At 63.1% G+C, this 17,488-nt stretch carries 14 protein-coding genes; 11 read left to right on the forward strand and 3 right to left on the reverse strand.

The features are described 5' to 3' along the window. Positions 1-70 precede the first annotated feature (70 nt). Positions 71-1,267 carry a formaldehyde dehydrogenase, glutathione-independent gene (gene fdhA, locus NCR34_RS13985; RefSeq protein ID WP_206469037.1) on the forward strand — a complete coding sequence of 399 codons (1,197 nt, stop codon included), beginning with the start codon at positions 71-73 and terminating at the stop codon, positions 1,265-1,267. Between the two features lie 57 nt (positions 1,268-1,324). On the opposite strand, the gene NCR34_RS13990 is transcribed toward fdhA, so the two are convergent. Then, positions 1,325-2,320 (reverse strand): GlxA family transcriptional regulator, encoded by a 996-nt coding sequence (locus tag NCR34_RS13990; RefSeq protein WP_250500135.1) that lies wholly within the window; start codon positions 2,318-2,320, stop codon positions 1,325-1,327. A 449-nt stretch (positions 2,321-2,769) separates the two neighbouring features. Here NCR34_RS13990 and NCR34_RS13995 point away from each other — a divergent pair, with 449 nt between their 5' ends. The 10 genes from NCR34_RS13995 to NCR34_RS14040 all read left to right on the forward strand — a co-directional run bounded on the left by NCR34_RS13995 (position 2,770) and on the right by NCR34_RS14040 (position 15,076). Beyond that, entirely contained in the window at positions 2,770-4,044 is a 1,275-nt protein-coding gene (locus tag NCR34_RS13995; RefSeq protein WP_250500136.1) for a serine hydroxymethyltransferase, read from the forward strand. Positions 4,045-4,065: 21 nt separating this feature from the next. Continuing rightward, complete coding sequence (locus tag NCR34_RS14000; protein ID WP_206469039.1) at positions 4,066-5,037, forward strand: dipeptidase; 972 nt, start codon at positions 4,066-4,068, stop codon at positions 5,035-5,037. Positions 5,038-5,066: 29 nt separating this feature from the next. Next, entirely contained in the window at positions 5,067-5,609 is a 543-nt protein-coding gene (locus tag NCR34_RS14005; RefSeq protein WP_175940849.1) for a DUF5943 domain-containing protein, read from the forward strand. Positions 5,610-5,631: 22 nt separating this feature from the next. Then, the gene (locus NCR34_RS14010) at positions 5,632-7,695 is read left to right on the forward strand and encodes an NADH:flavin oxidoreductase (RefSeq protein WP_250500137.1); all 2,064 of its coding nucleotides are present in this window, start codon (positions 5,632-5,634) and stop codon (positions 7,693-7,695) included. Between the two features lie 15 nt (positions 7,696-7,710). Continuing rightward, positions 7,711-9,624 (forward strand): (Fe-S)-binding protein, encoded by a 1,914-nt coding sequence (locus tag NCR34_RS14015; protein WP_250500138.1) that lies wholly within the window; start codon positions 7,711-7,713, stop codon positions 9,622-9,624. A gap of 3 nt (positions 9,625-9,627) precedes the next feature. Beyond that, on the forward strand, positions 9,628-10,794 hold the full coding sequence (locus tag NCR34_RS14020) for an electron transfer flavoprotein subunit alpha/FixB family protein (RefSeq protein WP_250500139.1): 1,167 nt from the start codon (positions 9,628-9,630) through the stop codon (positions 10,792-10,794). Beyond that, positions 10,791-11,549 (forward strand): electron transfer flavoprotein subunit beta/FixA family protein, encoded by a 759-nt coding sequence (locus NCR34_RS14025; RefSeq protein ID WP_250500140.1) that lies wholly within the window; start codon positions 10,791-10,793, stop codon positions 11,547-11,549. Before NCR34_RS14020 ends, NCR34_RS14025 begins: the two co-directional genes overlap by 4 nt. Before the next feature lie 62 nt (positions 11,550-11,611). Next, the gene (locus NCR34_RS14030; RefSeq protein WP_250500141.1) at positions 11,612-12,907 is read left to right on the forward strand and encodes an aromatic ring-hydroxylating oxygenase subunit alpha; all 1,296 of its coding nucleotides are present in this window, start codon (positions 11,612-11,614) and stop codon (positions 12,905-12,907) included. A 23-nt stretch (positions 12,908-12,930) separates the two neighbouring features. Next, positions 12,931-14,121 carry an FAD-binding oxidoreductase gene (locus NCR34_RS14035; RefSeq protein ID WP_250500166.1) on the forward strand — a complete coding sequence of 397 codons (1,191 nt, stop codon included), beginning with the start codon at positions 12,931-12,933 and terminating at the stop codon, positions 14,119-14,121. A 100-nt stretch (positions 14,122-14,221) separates the two neighbouring features. Then, positions 14,222-15,076: a glycine betaine ABC transporter substrate-binding protein gene (locus NCR34_RS14040; protein ID WP_250500142.1), complete on the forward strand. Its 855-nt coding sequence runs from the start codon at positions 14,222-14,224 to the stop codon at positions 15,074-15,076. Between the two features lie 59 nt (positions 15,077-15,135). Here the strand turns inward: NCR34_RS14040 and purU are convergent, their stop codons facing one another. Then, the gene (gene purU, locus NCR34_RS14045) at positions 15,136-16,011 is read right to left on the reverse strand and encodes a formyltetrahydrofolate deformylase (RefSeq protein ID WP_206469051.1); all 876 of its coding nucleotides are present in this window, start codon (positions 16,009-16,011) and stop codon (positions 15,136-15,138) included. Between the two features lie 117 nt (positions 16,012-16,128). Continuing rightward, positions 16,129-17,448: a glycosyltransferase family protein gene (locus tag NCR34_RS14050; RefSeq protein WP_250500143.1), complete on the reverse strand. Its 1,320-nt coding sequence runs from the start codon at positions 17,446-17,448 to the stop codon at positions 16,129-16,131. Positions 17,449-17,488 lie beyond the last annotated feature (40 nt).

Consider the following 17,488-nt stretch of genomic DNA (forward strand, 5'->3'; position numbering starts at 1 on the left):
CCGCACGGCCGCGAGCATCGCAAAGAACGAGCTCGCGCCCGCCGTCCACGAATCCAAGGAGACGAGTCACATGAGCACGAATCGCGGCGTCGTATATCTCGGTCAGGGCAAGGTCGAAGTCCAGTCCATCGACTATCCGAGAATGGTCGATCCGCGTGGCCGCGACATCGGCCACGGCGTCATTCTCAAAGTCGTCAGCACCAATATCTGCGGGTCGGACCAGCACATGGTCCGCGGCCGCACCACCGCGCCCATCGGTCTCGTGCTGGGGCACGAGATCACAGGCGAAGTCATCGAGATCGGCCGCGACGTCGAAACGCTCGCCATCGGCGATCTCGTGTCCGTGCCGTTCAACGTCGCGTGCGGACGCTGTCCCACCTGCAAGGCGCAGCACACGGGCGTGTGCCTCAACGTGAATCCATCGCGGGCGGGCGGGGCGTACGGCTATGTCGACATGGGCGGCTGGATCGGCGGACAAGCCGAGTACGTGATGGTCCCGTACGCCGACTTCAACCTGCTCAAGTTCCCCGACAAGGCGCAGGCTATGTCGAAGATCCGCGACCTCACCTGTCTCTCCGACATTCTCCCGACCGGCTATCACGGCGCCGTCATGGCGGGCGTGAAGCCGGGCGCGACCGTCTATGTCGCGGGCGCGGGACCGGTCGGCATGGCGGCGGCGGCATCGGCGCGTCTGTTGGGCGCGGCCTGCACCATCGTCGGCGACATGAACGAAGAGCGTCTCGCGCACGCGCGCAAGATGGGCTTCGAGACGGTGGATCTATCGAAAGACGCGACGCTCGCGCAACAGATCGAACAGATTCTCGGCAAGCCGGAAGTGGATAGCGCAGTCGATTGCGTCGGCTTCGAAGCGCACGGTCATGGCAGCGAGCACAACGCGGAAGCGCCGGCAACGGTCCTCAACTCGCTGATGGAAATCACGAAGGCAGCGGGCGCGATCGGCATTCCGGGCCTCTACGTCACCGACGATCCCGGCGCCGCCGACGCCGCCGCGAAGAAGGGCAGTCTCAGCATCCGCTTCGGCCTCGGCTGGGCGAAGTCGCATTCGTTCCACACGGGCCAAACGCCGGTGATGAAGTACAACCGCAACTTGATGCAAGCGATTCTGTGGGATCGTCTGCCGATTGCGGATATCGTGAACGTGTCGGTGGTGTCGCTCGATCAGGCGCCGGACGGTTATCGTCAATTCGATGGCGGCGCGCCGCGCAAGTTCGTGCTCGATCCGCACGGCATGCTCAAAGCGGCCTAAACAAAAACAATGCGCCCCTTGAAGAAGGGGCGCATTTCCGTATACCGCCGAACAAACTTAAGCCACCATCACCGGCACTGAACTCAAAGGCGGCACTTGCTTCCTTCTCTCGCGCGTAGGCGCAGTGCCGAATGCATCGCGATAGCTCTTCGAGAAGTGGCAGGCGGACTGAAATCCGCACGCCATCGTGATGTGCATGATCGACATATCCGTCTGCAACAGCAGCTCGCGCGCGCGTCGCAAACGCAGCGTCAGATAGTAATGCGTCGGCGTCATGCCGAGATGCTCGCGAAAGAGCCGCTGCAATTGCCGTTGCGACATGCCGGCAAGCCGCGCGAGTTCTTCGCGCGACAACGGCTCTTCGATGTTGTTCTCCATCAGCGAGATCACTTCGAACAAGGACTTGTTCGCCGATCCGAGCCGCGCGACCAGCGGCATGCGCTGCTGGGCGCTCGTATCACGCACGTGTTCGACGATGAACTGCTCGGCGATCTGCGTGACGCGCGCAGTGCCGACGCGCGAGGCGATCAGATTCAGCATCATGTCGAGCGGCGCGACGCCGCCGGTACACGTCACGCGATCGCGGTCGATCACGAAGAGTTCCTTCAGGAAGCGCGTGTCCGGAAACTCTTCTTTAAGCGCCGACATGTTCTCCCAGTGAATCGCGCAGGCATAGCCCGCCAACAGACCCGCACGCGCGAGCGCATACGTGCCGGTGCACAGGCTGCCGAGCACGCAGCCCGTGCGCGCGAAGCGGCGCAACGCGGAGAGATGCTCGAGCGCGGTCGAACGCTGCACGTCGATGCCGCCGACCACGAACACGATATCTGGCTGGCCCACGCATTCCACCGGTCCCGTATCGACGGAAAGCCCATTGCTCGCCGTGACCGGTCCGCCCATGGGACTCACGATGGACCATCGATACAGCGGCTGTCCCGTCAGATAGTTCGCCATGCGCAGCACTTCGATGGCGTTGGTGAACGCCATCATCGTGAAGTTGGGAAGCGGCATGAAGGCGAAGTGCGACAGCGACGCCGTGCGATCGGAGGACATGGGGGAGTTGATTCCTTGGAATCTGATGTTCGACGCCGTCATTCGCGGCGCTTGTTGCTTCTGTCATTGTTTGACACTTCTGCATTTTGATTTCGAGTGCAACTAGCATGCCATCAGGCTAAACCCTGAGCGGCTTCGTGCACTGGCGATTCACGCGTCAAAGCACGCACTAACGCGGCGCGAACGCCCGTTTGAAAGCACTCATTAAGCGCACGATCGTTCCTCCGCAGTGCAGTGCGCGCGGGCAAAGCGTCCTACACCCAAAGCCTTTTCGCCACTTGTCGAAAAAGGACGCGCATGTCGGAAAAGGCCAAGAACACGTCTGAATTCATAAATTGACCAGCAAGGCGAGGGTCAAGAATAGACGCAACGATGAAGACACGAGCGGCCTGAAACACGCGACGCGCGCTTCATCCAACGACCGTTCTTTCTGACCCGGACTCAAGCCCATGTCGAACTCGAATCCCTTCTTCGAAGCGCCGCTCGCGGCCCGCGATGCCTCGGTGCGCAGCGCGATACTGAAAGAGCTGGAGCGCCAGCAATCGCAGGTGGAATTGATCGCGTCGGAAAACATCGTGTCGCGCGCCGTGCTGGAAGCGCAAGGCTCCGTTCTGACGAATAAGTATGCAGAAGGCTATCCGGGCAAGCGCTATTACGGCGGCTGCGAATTCGTCGATGAAGTGGAGGCGCTCGCGATCGATCGCATCAAGCAACTCTTCGGCGCGAAGTTCGCGAACGTGCAGCCGCATTCGGGCGCGCAAGCCAATGGCGCGGTGATGCTCGCGCTGGCGAAGCCGGGCGACACCGTGCTCGGCATGTCGCTCGATGCAGGCGGCCATCTCACGCATGGCGCGAAGCCGGCGCTCTCGGGCAAGTGGTTCAACGCGGTGCAGTACGGCGTGAGTCGCGACACCCTGCTCATCGACTACGAGCAAATCGAGGAACTGGCGCAGCAACACAAACCTTCCCTCATCATCGCGGGCTTCTCGGCTTATCCGCGCAAGCTGGACTTCAAGCGGCTGCGCGCGATTGCGGACAACGCGGGCGCGAAGCTGATGGTCGATATGGCGCATATCGCGGGGATCATCGCGGCGGGGCGTCATGACAATCCGGTGGAGCACGCGCATGTCGTGACGTCCACCACGCACAAGACGCTGCGTGGACCGCGCGGCGGCTTCGTGCTGACGAACGACGAAGACATCGCCAAGAAGATCAATTCCGCCGTGTTTCCGGGGCTCCAGGGCGGTCCGCTGATGCATGTGATCGCGGGCAAGGCGGTGGCCTTCGGCGAGGCGCTGCAGCCCGATTTCAAGAGCTATATCGACAACGTGCTCGCCAACGCACAGGCACTCGGCGAAGTGCTCAAGGCAGGCGGCGTCGATCTCGTGACGGGCGGCACCGACAACCATCTGTTGCTCGTCGATCTGCGTCCGAAGAACCTGAAGGGCAATCAGGTCGAGCAGGCGCTGGAACGCGCGGGCATCACCTGCAACAAGAACGGCATTCCGTTCGATACGGAGAAGCCCACGGTCACGTCAGGCGTTCGCCTCGGCACGCCCGCAGGCACGACGCGCGGCTTCGGCGTGAACGAGTTCCGCGACATCGGCCGCCTGATTCTCGAAGTCTTCGACTCGCTGCGCGCGCACCCCGAAGGCGACCCGCAAACCGAACAACGCGTGCGCCGCGAAATCTTCGCGCTGTGCGAACGTTTCCCCATCTACTGAGCACACACGGAGCAACAAGCGATGAGCACTCTGCACGATAACAGCATCATCATCGACGGCCTCAACATCTCGAAGTTCGAGCGCTCCGTGTTCGAGGACATGCGCAAGGGCGGCGTCACGGCGGTGAACTGCACCGTGTCCGTGTGGGAAGACTTTCAGAAGACCGTGGACAACATCGCGGAAATGAAGCAGCAGATCCGCGATTACAGCGAGATTCTCACGCTCGTGCGCACGACCGACGACATCCTGCGCGCGAAGAAAGAGAACAAGACGGGCATCATCTTCGGCTTCCAGAACTCGTATGCGTTCGAGGACAACCTCGGCTATATCGAAGTGTTCAAGGAACTTGGCGTGAACGTGGTGCAGCTTTGCTACAACACGCAGAACCTCGTCGGCACCGGCTGCTATGAAGCCGATGGCGGTCTGTCCGGCTATGGCCGCGAAGTGATTCAGGAAATGAATCGCGTCGGCATCATGGTCGATCTCTCGCATGTGGGCGCGAAGACGTCATCGGATGCGATCGCCTGCTCGAAGAAGCCCGTCACATATTCGCATTGCTGTCCGTCGGGTCTCAAGGAACATCCGCGCAACAAGACGGATGAGCAACTGAAGGAAATCGCCGATGCCAACGGCTTCGTCGGCGTGACGATGTTCGCGCCGTTTTTGAAGCGCGGCCCGGACGCGACCGTCGAAGACTATCTGGAGGCCATCGAATACGTGGTCGATCTCATTGGCGAAGACCGCGTGGGTATCGGCACGGACTTCACGCAAGGCTACAGCACCGAGTTCTTCGACTGGATCACGCACGACAAGGGCCGTTATCGCCAGCTTACGAACTTCGGCAAGGTCGTCAATCCGGAAGGAATCCGAACGATCGGCGAATTCCCGAATCTGACGGCCGCGATGGAGCGCGCCGGCTGGAGCGAGTCGCGCATCAAGAAGGTGATGGGCGAGAACTGGCTGCGCGTATTCGGCGAAGTCTGGAACGTGTGAACGCAACGACACAAGAACAGGAACCTGAGATGCAACCGCAACTGCCTATCGACGTGGACGCGCAAACGGGCGTCTGGACCACCGACGCGCTGCCGATGCTTTACGTGCCGCGTCACTTCTTCACGAACAATCATGTGGCCGTGGAAGAAGCACTGGGACGCGAGACGTATGCCGAGATTCTCTACAAGGCCGGTTACAAGTCCGCGTATCACTGGTGCGACAAGGAAGCCGCGAAGCACGGCATCGCCGGCATGGACGTGTTCGAGCATTACCTGAAGCGCCTGTCGCAGCGCGGCTGGGGTCTCTTCGATATCGTCGAATCGGACCCGCAAAGCGCGATGGCGCGCATCCACTTGCGGCACTCGTCGTTCGTGCTCGCGCAGCCCGGCAAGCAGGGCAAGCTCTGCTACATGTTCGCGGGCTGGTTCGCCGGCGCGATGGACTGGGTGAACGACACCGTATCAGACAGCGCGAAGAAGGGCCCGCGCTCGCGATCCATCGAGACGCAATGCGCGGCCGAAGGCCACGAGCATTGCGTGTTCGAAGTGTCGCCGTTGCAACTCCACGCGTAGCTTCAATCCGAGGTCGTCCGCCATGCGTTACCCGAACCTTTTCAAGCCGCTCACGCTGAACAAGCTGACTCTGCGTAACCGCATCGTCAGCACGGCGCATGCGGAGGTTTATGCCGAACCGGGCGGCCTGCCCGGCGATCGCTATATCCGCTATTACGAGGAGAAAGCGAAGGGTGGCGTGGGGCTCGCCGTGTGCGGCGGCTCGAGCCCGGTGTCGATCGACAGTCCGCAAGGCTGGTGGAAGTCGGTGAACCTGTCGACCGACAAGATCATCGATCCGCTCTCGCGTCTTGCCGAAGCCATGCATCGCCACGGCGCGAAGATCATGATCCAGGCCACGCACATGGGCCGCCGCTCCGCATGGCATGGCGAGAACTGGCCGCATCTGATGACGCCCTCGGGCGTGCGCGAGCCGGTGCATCGCGGTAATGCGAAGATCATCGAAGTGGAAGAGATTCGCCGCATCATCGAAGACTTCGCAGCCGCCGCGAAGCGCGTGAAGGATGCGGGCATGGACGGCATCGAAATCTCGGCGGCGCACCAGCATTTGATCGATCAGTTCTGGAGCCCGCGCACCAACTTTCGCACGGACGAATGGGGCGGCTCGCTCGAAAACCGCCTGCGTTTCGGCGTGGAAGTGCTGAAGGCCGTGCGCGAAGCGGTAGGCGCGGACTTCTGCGTGGGCCTGCGCATGTGCGGCGACGAGTTCCATGAAGACGGCCTGTCGCACGAGAACCTCAAGGAGATCGCGCAGGCCATGTCGGAGACGGGCCTTATCGATTACATCGGCGTGATCGGCTCCGGCGCGGATACGCACAACACGCTCGCCAACTGCATGCCGCCGATGGCGCTCCCGCCCGAGCCTTTCGTGCATCTCGCAGCGGGCATCAAGTCGGTGGTGAAGCTGCCGATCATGCATGCGCAGAGTATTCGCGATGCAGGCCAGGCCGAGCGTCTGCTCGCGAACGGCATGGTCGATCTCGTCGGCATGACGCGCGCGCAGATTGCGGACCCGCACATGGTCATCAAGATTCGCGATGGCCGCGAAGACGAGATCAAGCAATGCGTCGGCGCGAACTATTGCATCGACCGCCAGTACAACGGGCTCGACGTGCTGTGCGTGCAGAACGCGGCGACATCGCGTGAAGCGACCATGCCGCATGTCATCGAGAAGTCGCGTGGACCGAAGCGCAAGGTCGTGGTCGTCGGCGCGGGGCCTGCGGGACTGGAGGCGGCGCGCGTGGCGAAATCGCGCGGGCATGACGTCGTGCTGTTTGAGAAGAATGATTACGTCGGCGGACAGATCATGCTTGCCGCAAAGGCGCCGCAACGCGAGCAGATGGCGGGCATCGTGCGCTGGTTCGACATGGAAACGAAGCGGCTCGGCGTGGACCGGCGCTTGGGTGTCGCGGCCGACGACAAGACCATCATGGCGGAGAAGCCCGACATCGTCGTGCTCGCGACGGGCGGATCGTCGTTCACGGATCAGGTGCCTGCGTGGGGCGTCGAGCAAGGGCTCGCCGTGAGCGCGTGGGACATTCTGTCGGGCAAGGTCGAGCCGGGCAAGAACGTGCTCGTCTACGACGGCGTGAGCACGCATGCCGGCGCGGGCGTGGCGGACTTCATCGCATCGCGCGGTGGAAACGTCGAGATCGTGACGCCCGATGTGAAAGTGGCCGATGACGTGGGCGGCACCACGTTCCCCATCTTCTATCGCCGTCTGTATGCGCAAGGCGTCATCCATACGCCGAACTACTGGCTCGACAAGGTGTACGAGGAAGACGGCAAGAAGATCGCCGTGCTGCGCAACGAGTACACGGAAGAACAGGAAGAGCGCGCGGTCGATCAGGTGGTGATCGAGAACGGCAGCACGCCCAACGACGCGTTGTACTGGAAGCTGAAGCCCGAATCGCTCAATCGCGGCCAGGTGGACGTGCACACGCTCTTCGCGGCGCAAGCGCAACCGTGCTTGTCCGAAGAACTCGGCAACGGGCGCTTCCTGTTGTTCAGAGTCGGCGACTGCATCTCGATGCACAACATCCACGGCGCGATCTACGACGCGCTGCGGCTTTGCAAAGACTTTTGACGAGGGCATTGCACGATGAACCCCGTGTTTGTCATCACCGCCTTGCTGTGGCTCTCGGTGGCGGGTCTCGCCTTCGCCGTCATGAAGCGCGCGGCCTACTGGCGCGAAGGCCGCGCCACCGCGGCCGGCGCGTACGGATGGGCCAATCTGCTTAGTATCCCGAAGCGATATTTCGTGGACCTGCACCATGTCGTTGCGCGCGATCCGTACATTGCGAAGACGCACGTCGCGACAGCAGGCGGCGCGATTCTCGCGATGGCGCTCGTCTTCGTCAACTACGGTCTCGCGATCTATTCGCCGTGGATCGACAAGCTGATCTTCATCGCGGCGCTCGTCATGCTGGGCGGCACGTTCTTCGTGTGGAAGCGCAGGCACGGCGCGAAGCAAGTGCCGGCGCGTCTGTCGCGCGGACCGTGGGACGCGTTGCCGCTGCTGCTCGGCGCGTTCGCGTTCGGCCTCGCGTTGTTCACGCTGCTGCCTGCAACGTGGATGTCGGGTGCGCTTGCGATCATCGTCGCCTTGTCGATCGCGGCGGGCGCTTACACGATGACCTTCGGCGCGGCGCGCGGCGGCCCGATGAAGCATGCGATGGCGGGTCTTCTGCATCTCGCGTTTCATCCGCGTCAGGAGCGTTTCAACGCGCAGCATGAACACGATGTGGTGCCGCCCACGGCGCTCAAGAAGCCCGTGCTCGATGCGAAGGAATACGGCGTCGGCAAGCCGGTCGAATTCCGCTGGAATCAGCTCCTGAGTTTCGATGCATGCGTGCAGTGCGGCAAGTGCGAAGCGGCGTGCCCCGCGTTCGCATCGGGCCAGCCGTTAAACCCGAAGAAGCTCATACAGGATCTCGTGACCGGCATGGTCGGCGGCACGGACGCGGCCTATGCGGGCAGCCCCACGCCCGGCATTCCCGTCGGCAAGCATGCGGGCGCGCCGGGCAAGCCGCTGATCTCCAGCATGGTCGAAGCGGACACCATCTGGTCCTGCACCACATGCCGCGCGTGCGTGCAGGAGTGCCCGATGCTGATCGAACATGTCGATGCCATCGTCGATATGCGCCGCAACCAGACGCTCGTCGAAGGTGACGTGCCGGGCAAAGGTCCGATCACGCTCGCCAATCTGCGCGAGACCGGCAGCGCGAATGGCTATGACATCGGCGCGCGTTACGACTGGTCGGTGGATCTGCAAGTGCAGGTCGCGCAGCCGGGACGGCCCGTGGACGTGTTGCTGATAGCAGGCGAAGGCGCGTTCGACATGCGCTATCAACGTACGCTGCGCGCGTTCGTGAAGGTGCTGAACAAGGCGGGCGTCGATTACGCGGTGCTCGGCGGCGTCGAAACCGATACGGGCGATACCGCTCGCCGCCTGGGCGACGAAGCCACGTTCCAGCAATGCGCCACCAAGCTGATGGAGACGTTGTCGTGCTATACGTTCCGGCGCATCGTCACGGCGGACCCGCATGTGCTGCATAGCCTGCGCAATGAGTATCGCGCGCTCGGCGGCTTCTACGAAGTGCAGCATCACACCGCGTTCATGGCCGAACTCGTGGCAAGCGGCAAGCTCACGCCGAAGGCGGCGGCCGTGCTCGCGGACAAGAAAATCACGTATCACGATCCCTGCTATCTCGGCCGCTATAACGGCGAGACCGAAGCGCCGCGCAAGATGTTGAAGACCATCGGCATACAGGTCGTCGAGATGGAGCGCCACGGCATGCGCGCGCGCTGTTGCGGTGGCGGTGGCGGCGCGCCGCTCACCGATATCCCCGGCAAGCAGCGCATTCCCGACATTCGCATCGCGGATGCGAAGGCGGTCGGCGCCGATGTGGTCGCCGTGGGCTGCCCGCAATGCACCGCGATGCTCGAAGGCGTGGTCGGTGCTCGTCCCGAGGTGCTCGACGTCGCGGAGCTGGTCGCCGCAGCACTGGAGTAACGCATGAACACGATCAAACGAATCGATCCGCGCCGGCCGTTCATCGTCACCACAGCGGGACTGCGGCGTATCACGCTGGGCGAAGTCGGTAGCGGCGCACTGCAGGATTTCGCGTCGGCGCATGCCGCGCATCGCGATACGGCAAAGCCGCGTCGCACGACGAAGCCCGCGCGGCGCAGCGTGCTGGTGGCGGCGCATACGGATCGCGGCGCGTTCGACGACCACGCGCGCCAGGCGCTTGCCGCTGCCGCGCTGCTGGCTGACGAGGAGACGGAGGTCGTGCTGATCGCGTTCGGCGCCTTCAACGACGATGCGGCATCGCTCGGCGCGGATCGCATCATCGAACTGGATGCATTCGATAGCCGACGCTTCGCGCCCGACGAAGAACTGCGCGCGCTCGCCGCATGCGCCGCCGCGTTCGCGCCCGCGCATCTCTTCATGCCCGACAACGCAACGGGCGATGGCGATCTCGGCCGCCGTTACGCGGCGCTCGCGGGTGCGAGCATCGCGACGCATGTCGTCGAACTGGATGCCACGCACGCCGCGAGTTATGCGCAAGCGGGCCGCGCATGGGCATCGCGCGCATTGCCGGAGGTCGTGATGCTCGCGCCGAATGCGGTGGATGCGAAGCTGCCTTTCGTCGGCGCGGGCGAACGCGTGGCGAGCGAGGGCATTGTGCCTGCAGCGACGGCGAGCGGGTATGTCGATCTCGGCATCGAGGAACTGGACGCCGCGCAGATCGCGCTGGAAGAGGCGGATTTCATCGTGTCGGCGGGCAACGGCGTCTCCGACGTTGCCGCGTTCGAAGCGCTTGCCAGCACGCTCGGCGCTGCGATAGGCGCGAGCCGCGTCGCAGTGGATGACGGCAAGTTCACGCGCGACAAGCAGATCGGCGCAACGGGCAAGACCGTGCAGGCGAGCGTGTATATCGCGTTCGGCATCTCGGGCGCGGTGCAGCATCTGCAAGGCATCAAGGATTGCCGTCACGTCATCGCGGTGAATACGGATGCGAGCGCGCCCATTGCGAAGCGCGCGAATCTCACGGTCGTCGCGGATACGCAAGAGACGATCAAGGCGCTTACCGATGCGGCTGCGGCCGCGCGCGCATCGCGTGGCAATGGAGCGTCCATCGTGCTGGACGCGCCGCTCGCGGAAGGAGTGTTCGCATGAAGATCGCCGTACTCGTTTCCGTGGGACGCCATCCTGTCAGCGGCGTCGCGCGCTACAGCCGCAACGACGCCGCCGCGCTGACCATCGCGCTCGATATCGCGAGACAACAAGGCGCGCAACTCGACGTATTGCACGCGGGCGATCCCTCGAACCCCGCGCTTGCGGAGTATCTCGCGCTCGGCGCGCCGCGCGTCGAAGTCCTCAACACCCAAGGCGATGCGAGCGCCGCGCTCGCACAGCGCATCGCGGGCTATGACCTCGTGCTGACGGGCACGCGCGCAGAAGGCGCATTCGATAGCGGCACGTTGCCGTACAAGCTGGCGAATGCGTTGAACATCGCGCTCGTCGGGTCGGCGGTGGATCTGAGCGTGACCAAGGAAGGCGTCGAGGTGCGCCAGTTCATGCCCAAGGGCCTGCGCCGGCGCGTGCGCGTGCAACTGCCTGCGCTCATCGCCGTGCATCCCCTCGCCAATGCCGCGCCGCGTTACGCGTATGCGCGCATGCGCGAGGGACAGGTCGTGCCGGTGGCATCGAATGCGCCGGTGGACAACGAGGGCAAGGCGTGGACGCTCGGTCCTATCGCAGCGAAGCCCAAGCGCCTCGCCGCGCCGGAGAAGCGCAGCGGTCACGCGCGCATGCTCTCCGCGACGACGACGGAGAGCCGTGGCGGCAGCGTCGTAATTGAAGGGAGTTCCGTCGAAAAAGCACAAGTGATTCTCGCGTATTTGCGGGAGCATCAACTGGTCGATTACTGATTTCGACGCGCAGCAGACGATAAACGGGCCAAAGCGGGGCCAAAGCGATGCAGGAGCACACGATGAAAGTATCGGCAGACGTTCGCGCAATGATCGAACGCCGCAAGAAGGGCTACACGCTCGAAGCGCCGTTCTATACGAGCGAAGAGATTCACGCGCTCGATATGGACGCCATCTTCAAACGGCACTGGATTCAAGTCGCTGTAGAGCCGGACGTGCCCGAGCCCGGTGACTACACGACAGTCGAGATCGGCGCCGATTCGATCCTGATCGTGCGCGACGACGACATGCAGATTCGCGCGTTCCATAACGTGTGCCGTCATCGCGGCGCGCGGCTGTGCAACGAGGAGAAAGGCTCGCTCGGCAATATCGTGTGCCCGTATCACAGCTGGACGTATAGCCTCAACGGCGATCTCATGTTCGCGGAGCACATGGGCGATCAGTTCGACCGCTGCAAGCACAGCCTGAAGAAGGTGCATGTCGAGAATCTCGCAGGCTTGATCTTCATCTGTCTCGCCGATGAACCGCCCGCCGATTTCGCCGTGATGCGCGCGGCCATGGAGCCGTATCTGCATCCGCATGGCCTGAAGGATTGCAAGATCGCGGCGAGCATCGACATCGTGGAGAAGGGCAACTGGAAGCTCACGATGGAGAACAATCGCGAGTGCTATCACTGCGTCGCGAATCATCCCGAGCTGACCATTTCGCTCTATGAATACGGCTTCGGCTATCAGCGCTCGCCCGCGAACGAGGAAGGCATGGCTGCGTTCGAGCGCACCGTGATCGAACGCACGAAGCAGTGGGAAGCGATGAATCTGCCGTCCGCGGAGATCGATCGTCTCTCCGATCTCGTTACGGGCTTTCGCACGCAGCGCCTGCCGCTCGATCGCGACGGCGAATCGCAGACGCTCGATGCGAAGGTCGCATCCAAGAAGCTGTTGGGCGGCTTCGCGCGCGCGGACCTGGGCGGCTTGTCGTTCTGGACGCAGCCGAATTCGTGGCATCACTTCATGAGCGATCACATCGTGACGTTCTGCGTGATTCCGCTGTCCGCAGGTGAAACGCTCGTGCGCACGAAGTGGCTCGTGCACAAGGATGCGCAGGAAGGCATCGACTACGACGTCGATAACCTCACCGCCGTGTGGCGCGCGACGAACGATCAGGACCGCACGCTCGTCGAGTATTCGCAACTCGGCGCGGTGAGCAGCGCGTACGAGCCGGGCCCGTATTCGCCCTATACCGAAGGGCTCGTCGAGAAGTTCTCCGAGTGGTACATCGGGCGGCTCGGCGACTATGCGAACGCGCCCGACGAGAAGCTCGCGTCGCATGGCGAGAAAGTCGTTTCCTTCATGCGCTAGGCGCGTTAAAGAGGCACATCATGATGCGCGATCAGGCGACGTTCGAGCCGACTCCCAGCCGCGTGACGCAACCGAGGTTCTGGGGCGCGCTGCCCGCGCGCTGGAACAGCGACACCGACGATACGCTCGTCTGCTGTCACGTCCGGCAGGAAACGCACGACGTGAAGAGCTTTTTCTTCCGTGCACCCGATGAACGCTCATTCGTCTTCGAGCCGGGACAGTTCATCACGCTGGAACTCGACATCGACGGCGAGCCGGTGAACCGCTGCTATACGATCTCGTCCGCGCCCACGCGCCCGCACACCATCTCGATCACGGTGAAGCGCGTGCCGGGCGGCAAGGTGTCGAACTGGCTGCATGACAACGTCGTCGCGGGATCGCGCGTGCGCGTGCTCGGACCGTCGGGCGAGTTCACCTGCGCGCGGCATCCGGCGCGCAAGTTCCTGTTTCTCTCGGCGGGGTCGGGCATCACGCCGCTCATGTCGATGAGCCGCGCGCATCACGAACTGGGCGACGATGCCGATATCGTCTTCGTTCACAGCGCGCGCACGCCGGACGACATCATCTTCGCGCGCGAGCTGGATCTCATCGCGTCGAATCATGCGAATTTCCGCACGGCATTCGTGTGCGAGCGTGTCGGCGCGCGCACGAATTGGCCTGGAATCACGGGCTTTTTGAGCTTGCCGCTGCTGAAGCTGATTGCGCCGGACTTCCTCGAACGCGAGATCTTCACGTGCGGTCCCGCGCCGTATATGAAAGCGGTGCGCGATCTCCTCGACGAAGGCGGCTTCGATCGCACGCACTATCACGAAGAGAGCTTCTCGTTCGAGACCATCGCGGACGTGGCCTCGCAGCTGGCGAGCGCGCATGTCGGCGATGCGATCGCCGCGCACGCCGACACCATTGAAGCGCGCGATGATTCGAGCGGCTTCGCGCCCGCGCCCGTCGACACCACGTTCAAGGTGAGCTTTGCCAAGAGCCGGCGCGAGATCGAATGCGGCAGCACGCAGCATGTGCTCGACGCCGCGAAGAAAGCGGGCGTGCGCCTGCCGTCGTCGTGCACGCAGGGCATGTGCGGCACGTGCAAGGTGAAGCTCGTTTCCGGTGAAGTATCGATGAAACATGCGGGCGGCATCCGTCAGCGCGAGATCGATCAGGGCATGGTGCTGCTGTGTTGCAGCACGCCGCTCACCGATCTCGTCGTCGATAAATAACGCGTCGCTTCTGGACAACTGCGTGTCGTAAAAGTGCGTTACGTGGCAATTCTGGCTGGCGATTCTGCATACACGGCGTGGGGCCGCAAAGGGGAAAGCAATGAAAGCGATGAGAAGACTGTTCGTGCTGGGCGCGATGAGCGCGGCCCTTGCCGCGAGCATGGGTGCGGGCGCCGATGAGAAGCCGACCATCAAGATCGGCTACGTCGAAGGATGGGACGATAGCGTGGCGACGTCGAACGTGGCGGCGCGCATCATCGAAAAGCGGCTCGGCTATCAGGTGCAACTGGTGCCGGTCGCGGCGGGCGTGATGTGGCAAGGCGTGGCGCGCGGCGACCTCGACGCGACGCTGTCCGCATGGCTGCCGGTCACGCACGGCGCGTACTGGAACAACTTCAAGTCGAAGGTCGTGAATCTCGGACCGAACTTCAATGATGCGAAGATCGGCCTGATCGTGCCGGAAAACGCGGACGTATCGAGCCTGTCCGACCTCGAAGCGAAGAAGGCGGAGTTCGATTCGCGCATCGTCGGCATCGACGCGGGCGCGGGCGTCATGCAAAAGACGAGCGAAGCGATCAAGGCATACAACCTCGACTACAAGCTGATGCCGAGTTCGGGCAGCGCGATGACGGCCGAGCTGGCGCGTTCGGAAGCGGCCAAAAAGCCCATCATCGTGACCGGCTGGAAGCCGCACTGGATGTTCGCGAAGTACAAGCTGAAGTTCCTCGAAGATCCGAAGAAGGTCTTCGGCGAGGCCGAGCATGTCGATAACGTCGTCAATCCCGAGCTGGAAAAGAAGGCGCCGCCTGTCGTCGCGTTCCTGAAGAAGTTCCAGTGGAAGCCGGGCGAAATCGACAGCGTGATGCTCGCGACGCAGAACGGCGAGAAGCCGGCCGCCGCCGCGGACGCATGGATCAGCGCACACGGCGATCGCGTGGATAGCTGGGTGAAATGAGCGTCAGGCAGGGCCGAAGCAAAAGCGCCGCTCATCAGCGGCGCTTTGTATTTCAGGCTTCAACGCAGCACGACGGTCCGCTCACCGTTGATGAACACGCGCCGCTCCACGAACGCCTTCACGGCACGCGCGAGCGTGATGCATTCGACGTCGCGCCCGGTCGCGAGCAGACGCTCCGGGCTATACGCGTGATCGACGCGCTCCACTTCCTGCTCGATGATCGGGCCTTCGTCGAGATCGTCGGTGACGAAATGCGCGGTCGCGCCGATGAGTTTCACGCCGCGCGCATGCGCTTGATGGTACGGCTTCGCGCCCTTGAAGCCGGGCAGAAACGAGTGATGGATGTTGATCGCGCGGCCCGCGAGCTTGCGGCTGGTGTCGGCCGAGAGAATCTGCATGTAGCGCGCGAGAATCAGCAACTCGGCGCCCGATGTGTCGAAGAGATCGAGCACGCGCGCTTCCTGCTGCGGCTTGGTGTCGGCCGTGATCGGCAGATGATGAAACGGCAGGCCGTGCTGCGCAGCGAGCGGCGCGAGATCCGTATGATTGGATGCGATGCCCACGATATCCATCTTGAGCTCGCCCATGCGCCAGCGGAACAGCAAGTCCGCGAGGCAGTGTTCGAGCTTCGACACCATGATGAGCACTTTCGGCCGCACGGCGAGATCGTGCATGGCCCACGTCATCGAAAAGCGCGTGGCGATAGGTGCGAATTCGCGTTGCAGCATCGCGAGGTCCAGCATGTCGTCGCGGCGCGCGGCATGAAAGACACAGCGCACGAAGAAGCGTTCGCTCAGGTCGTCGTCGAAGACGCTGAGTTCGTCGATATAGCCGTGGTGGTGCTCCAGAAAGCCGACGATCGCGGCCACCTGACCCGCCGCGCTCGGGCACGCGACGGTGAGCACCAGTTGATTGAGGCGAGGTTGCGCTGACATGCGTGCTCCACGTTCGAGAGAAGGCGTCGCCCGGAATGGGGCGAGCGTCTCGCTAGTAGAGCAAACGAAGCGGCGCGCGCGATAGAAGCGTTACGCCGTCGCGCTGGTATGAAAGCGTCAGCCCGCTTGCAAGCTGACGCGTTCTTGCGCGCACATCATCATGGCGCGCAGCGTCGATGCAATCGCGACGAAATGCACCATGAGGCTCGACGGCTGCTGGAAATACCACGGCGTATTGAGACTCACGCAGTCGTGGCCGGTCGCGAGCGTCCAGCCGAGCCGGTCGCGCAGCAGATTGGCGATGATCGTCTGATCGCCGCCGTTCGCGTACGTGCTCGACTTATCCGGCGCAGCGCTCACGTGGCGATAGATTTCGTCGACGAAAGCCGCGTTGTCCGGCGTGCGCCTGAAGCCGAGCACGCCCGCGTTGATGACCCACGGACCGATGTCGTGCGCGGCGAGAATGTCGCGATCGGCGAGCAGCGGTTCGAGCGGCTTCTTCTGGTTGACGAAGAGAATGTCGGCATCGATCCAGATCATCCATTCGTGATGCGGCAGGTGCTTGCGCAGGAACCACGGCTTGAGCCAGGTGCCGGTGCTGCCGGGATCGGCGTCGGCGGGCGTGTCGCGATAAACGTAGAGCGTGTAGCCGTGGCGCTCGCAATAGCGCCGCATGTTCTGCTCCGCGACCGCGCCGTAGTCGCGCACGTTCGCCGTGTAATAGGTCACGAGCGCGATCGGCCGGCCGGGATTGAAGACGCTGAAGGGCTCGGCGGGCACGTGCGCCGCGTGTCGCGAGAAGTCGAGAAGGCGCGCGCCTTTCTGCTGGCAATCGTTGATGTGCTCGGCGAGCGCGTTGCGGAACGACGCATGGATGAACCCGTACATCTCCTGTTCGGCCATGACGATAGCCCACAGATTGGCGTGGTTCGCCCAGACCGGCTCGTAGCGCGGATTGCAGAACATGGCGCACATGATGCCGCCGCGCTCGCCGTGCGGCTCGATGTAGTCGAGCGGGGAGAGAAGCTGGATCTCGTCGTCGGTCGCGCCGCAGATCTTGCACTGCTCGATGCAATGAACGATGAAATCGCGGATGGGCTGCGTATTGCGCCAGACTTGCAGCGCGGTTTGTTCCTTGCCGGTGTTGCCGCCGAGCGCGGGCAGAAGATGCTGACGGCCATCCGCCATGGGCTCGACCGGATGCATGTTCAACACGAGGCAGTCTTCGCCGAAGCAGACGAGCAGCGCATGTTCGGGCATCTGCCGAAGGTGATGCAGCACCGTTTCGTACTTCAGCAAAAGACGTTGCGCTCGGGATTCGATCCCGGCCAGCGAGACGGTTTCGTGCTCGTAGCCTAGTTGCGCGCAATAGTGCTTGTGATTGACGAGAACTGCGGGTGCGTCGACTCGGAGAAAGCTCAGGCAGCGGGTAGTCATAGGTCGTACTGGAAACAATGCGGACGTTGCGTGATTGCGA

This window comes from Caballeronia sp. GAWG1-5s-s, assembly GCF_023631445.1.
Lineage (GTDB): Bacteria > Pseudomonadota > Gammaproteobacteria > Burkholderiales > Burkholderiaceae > Caballeronia.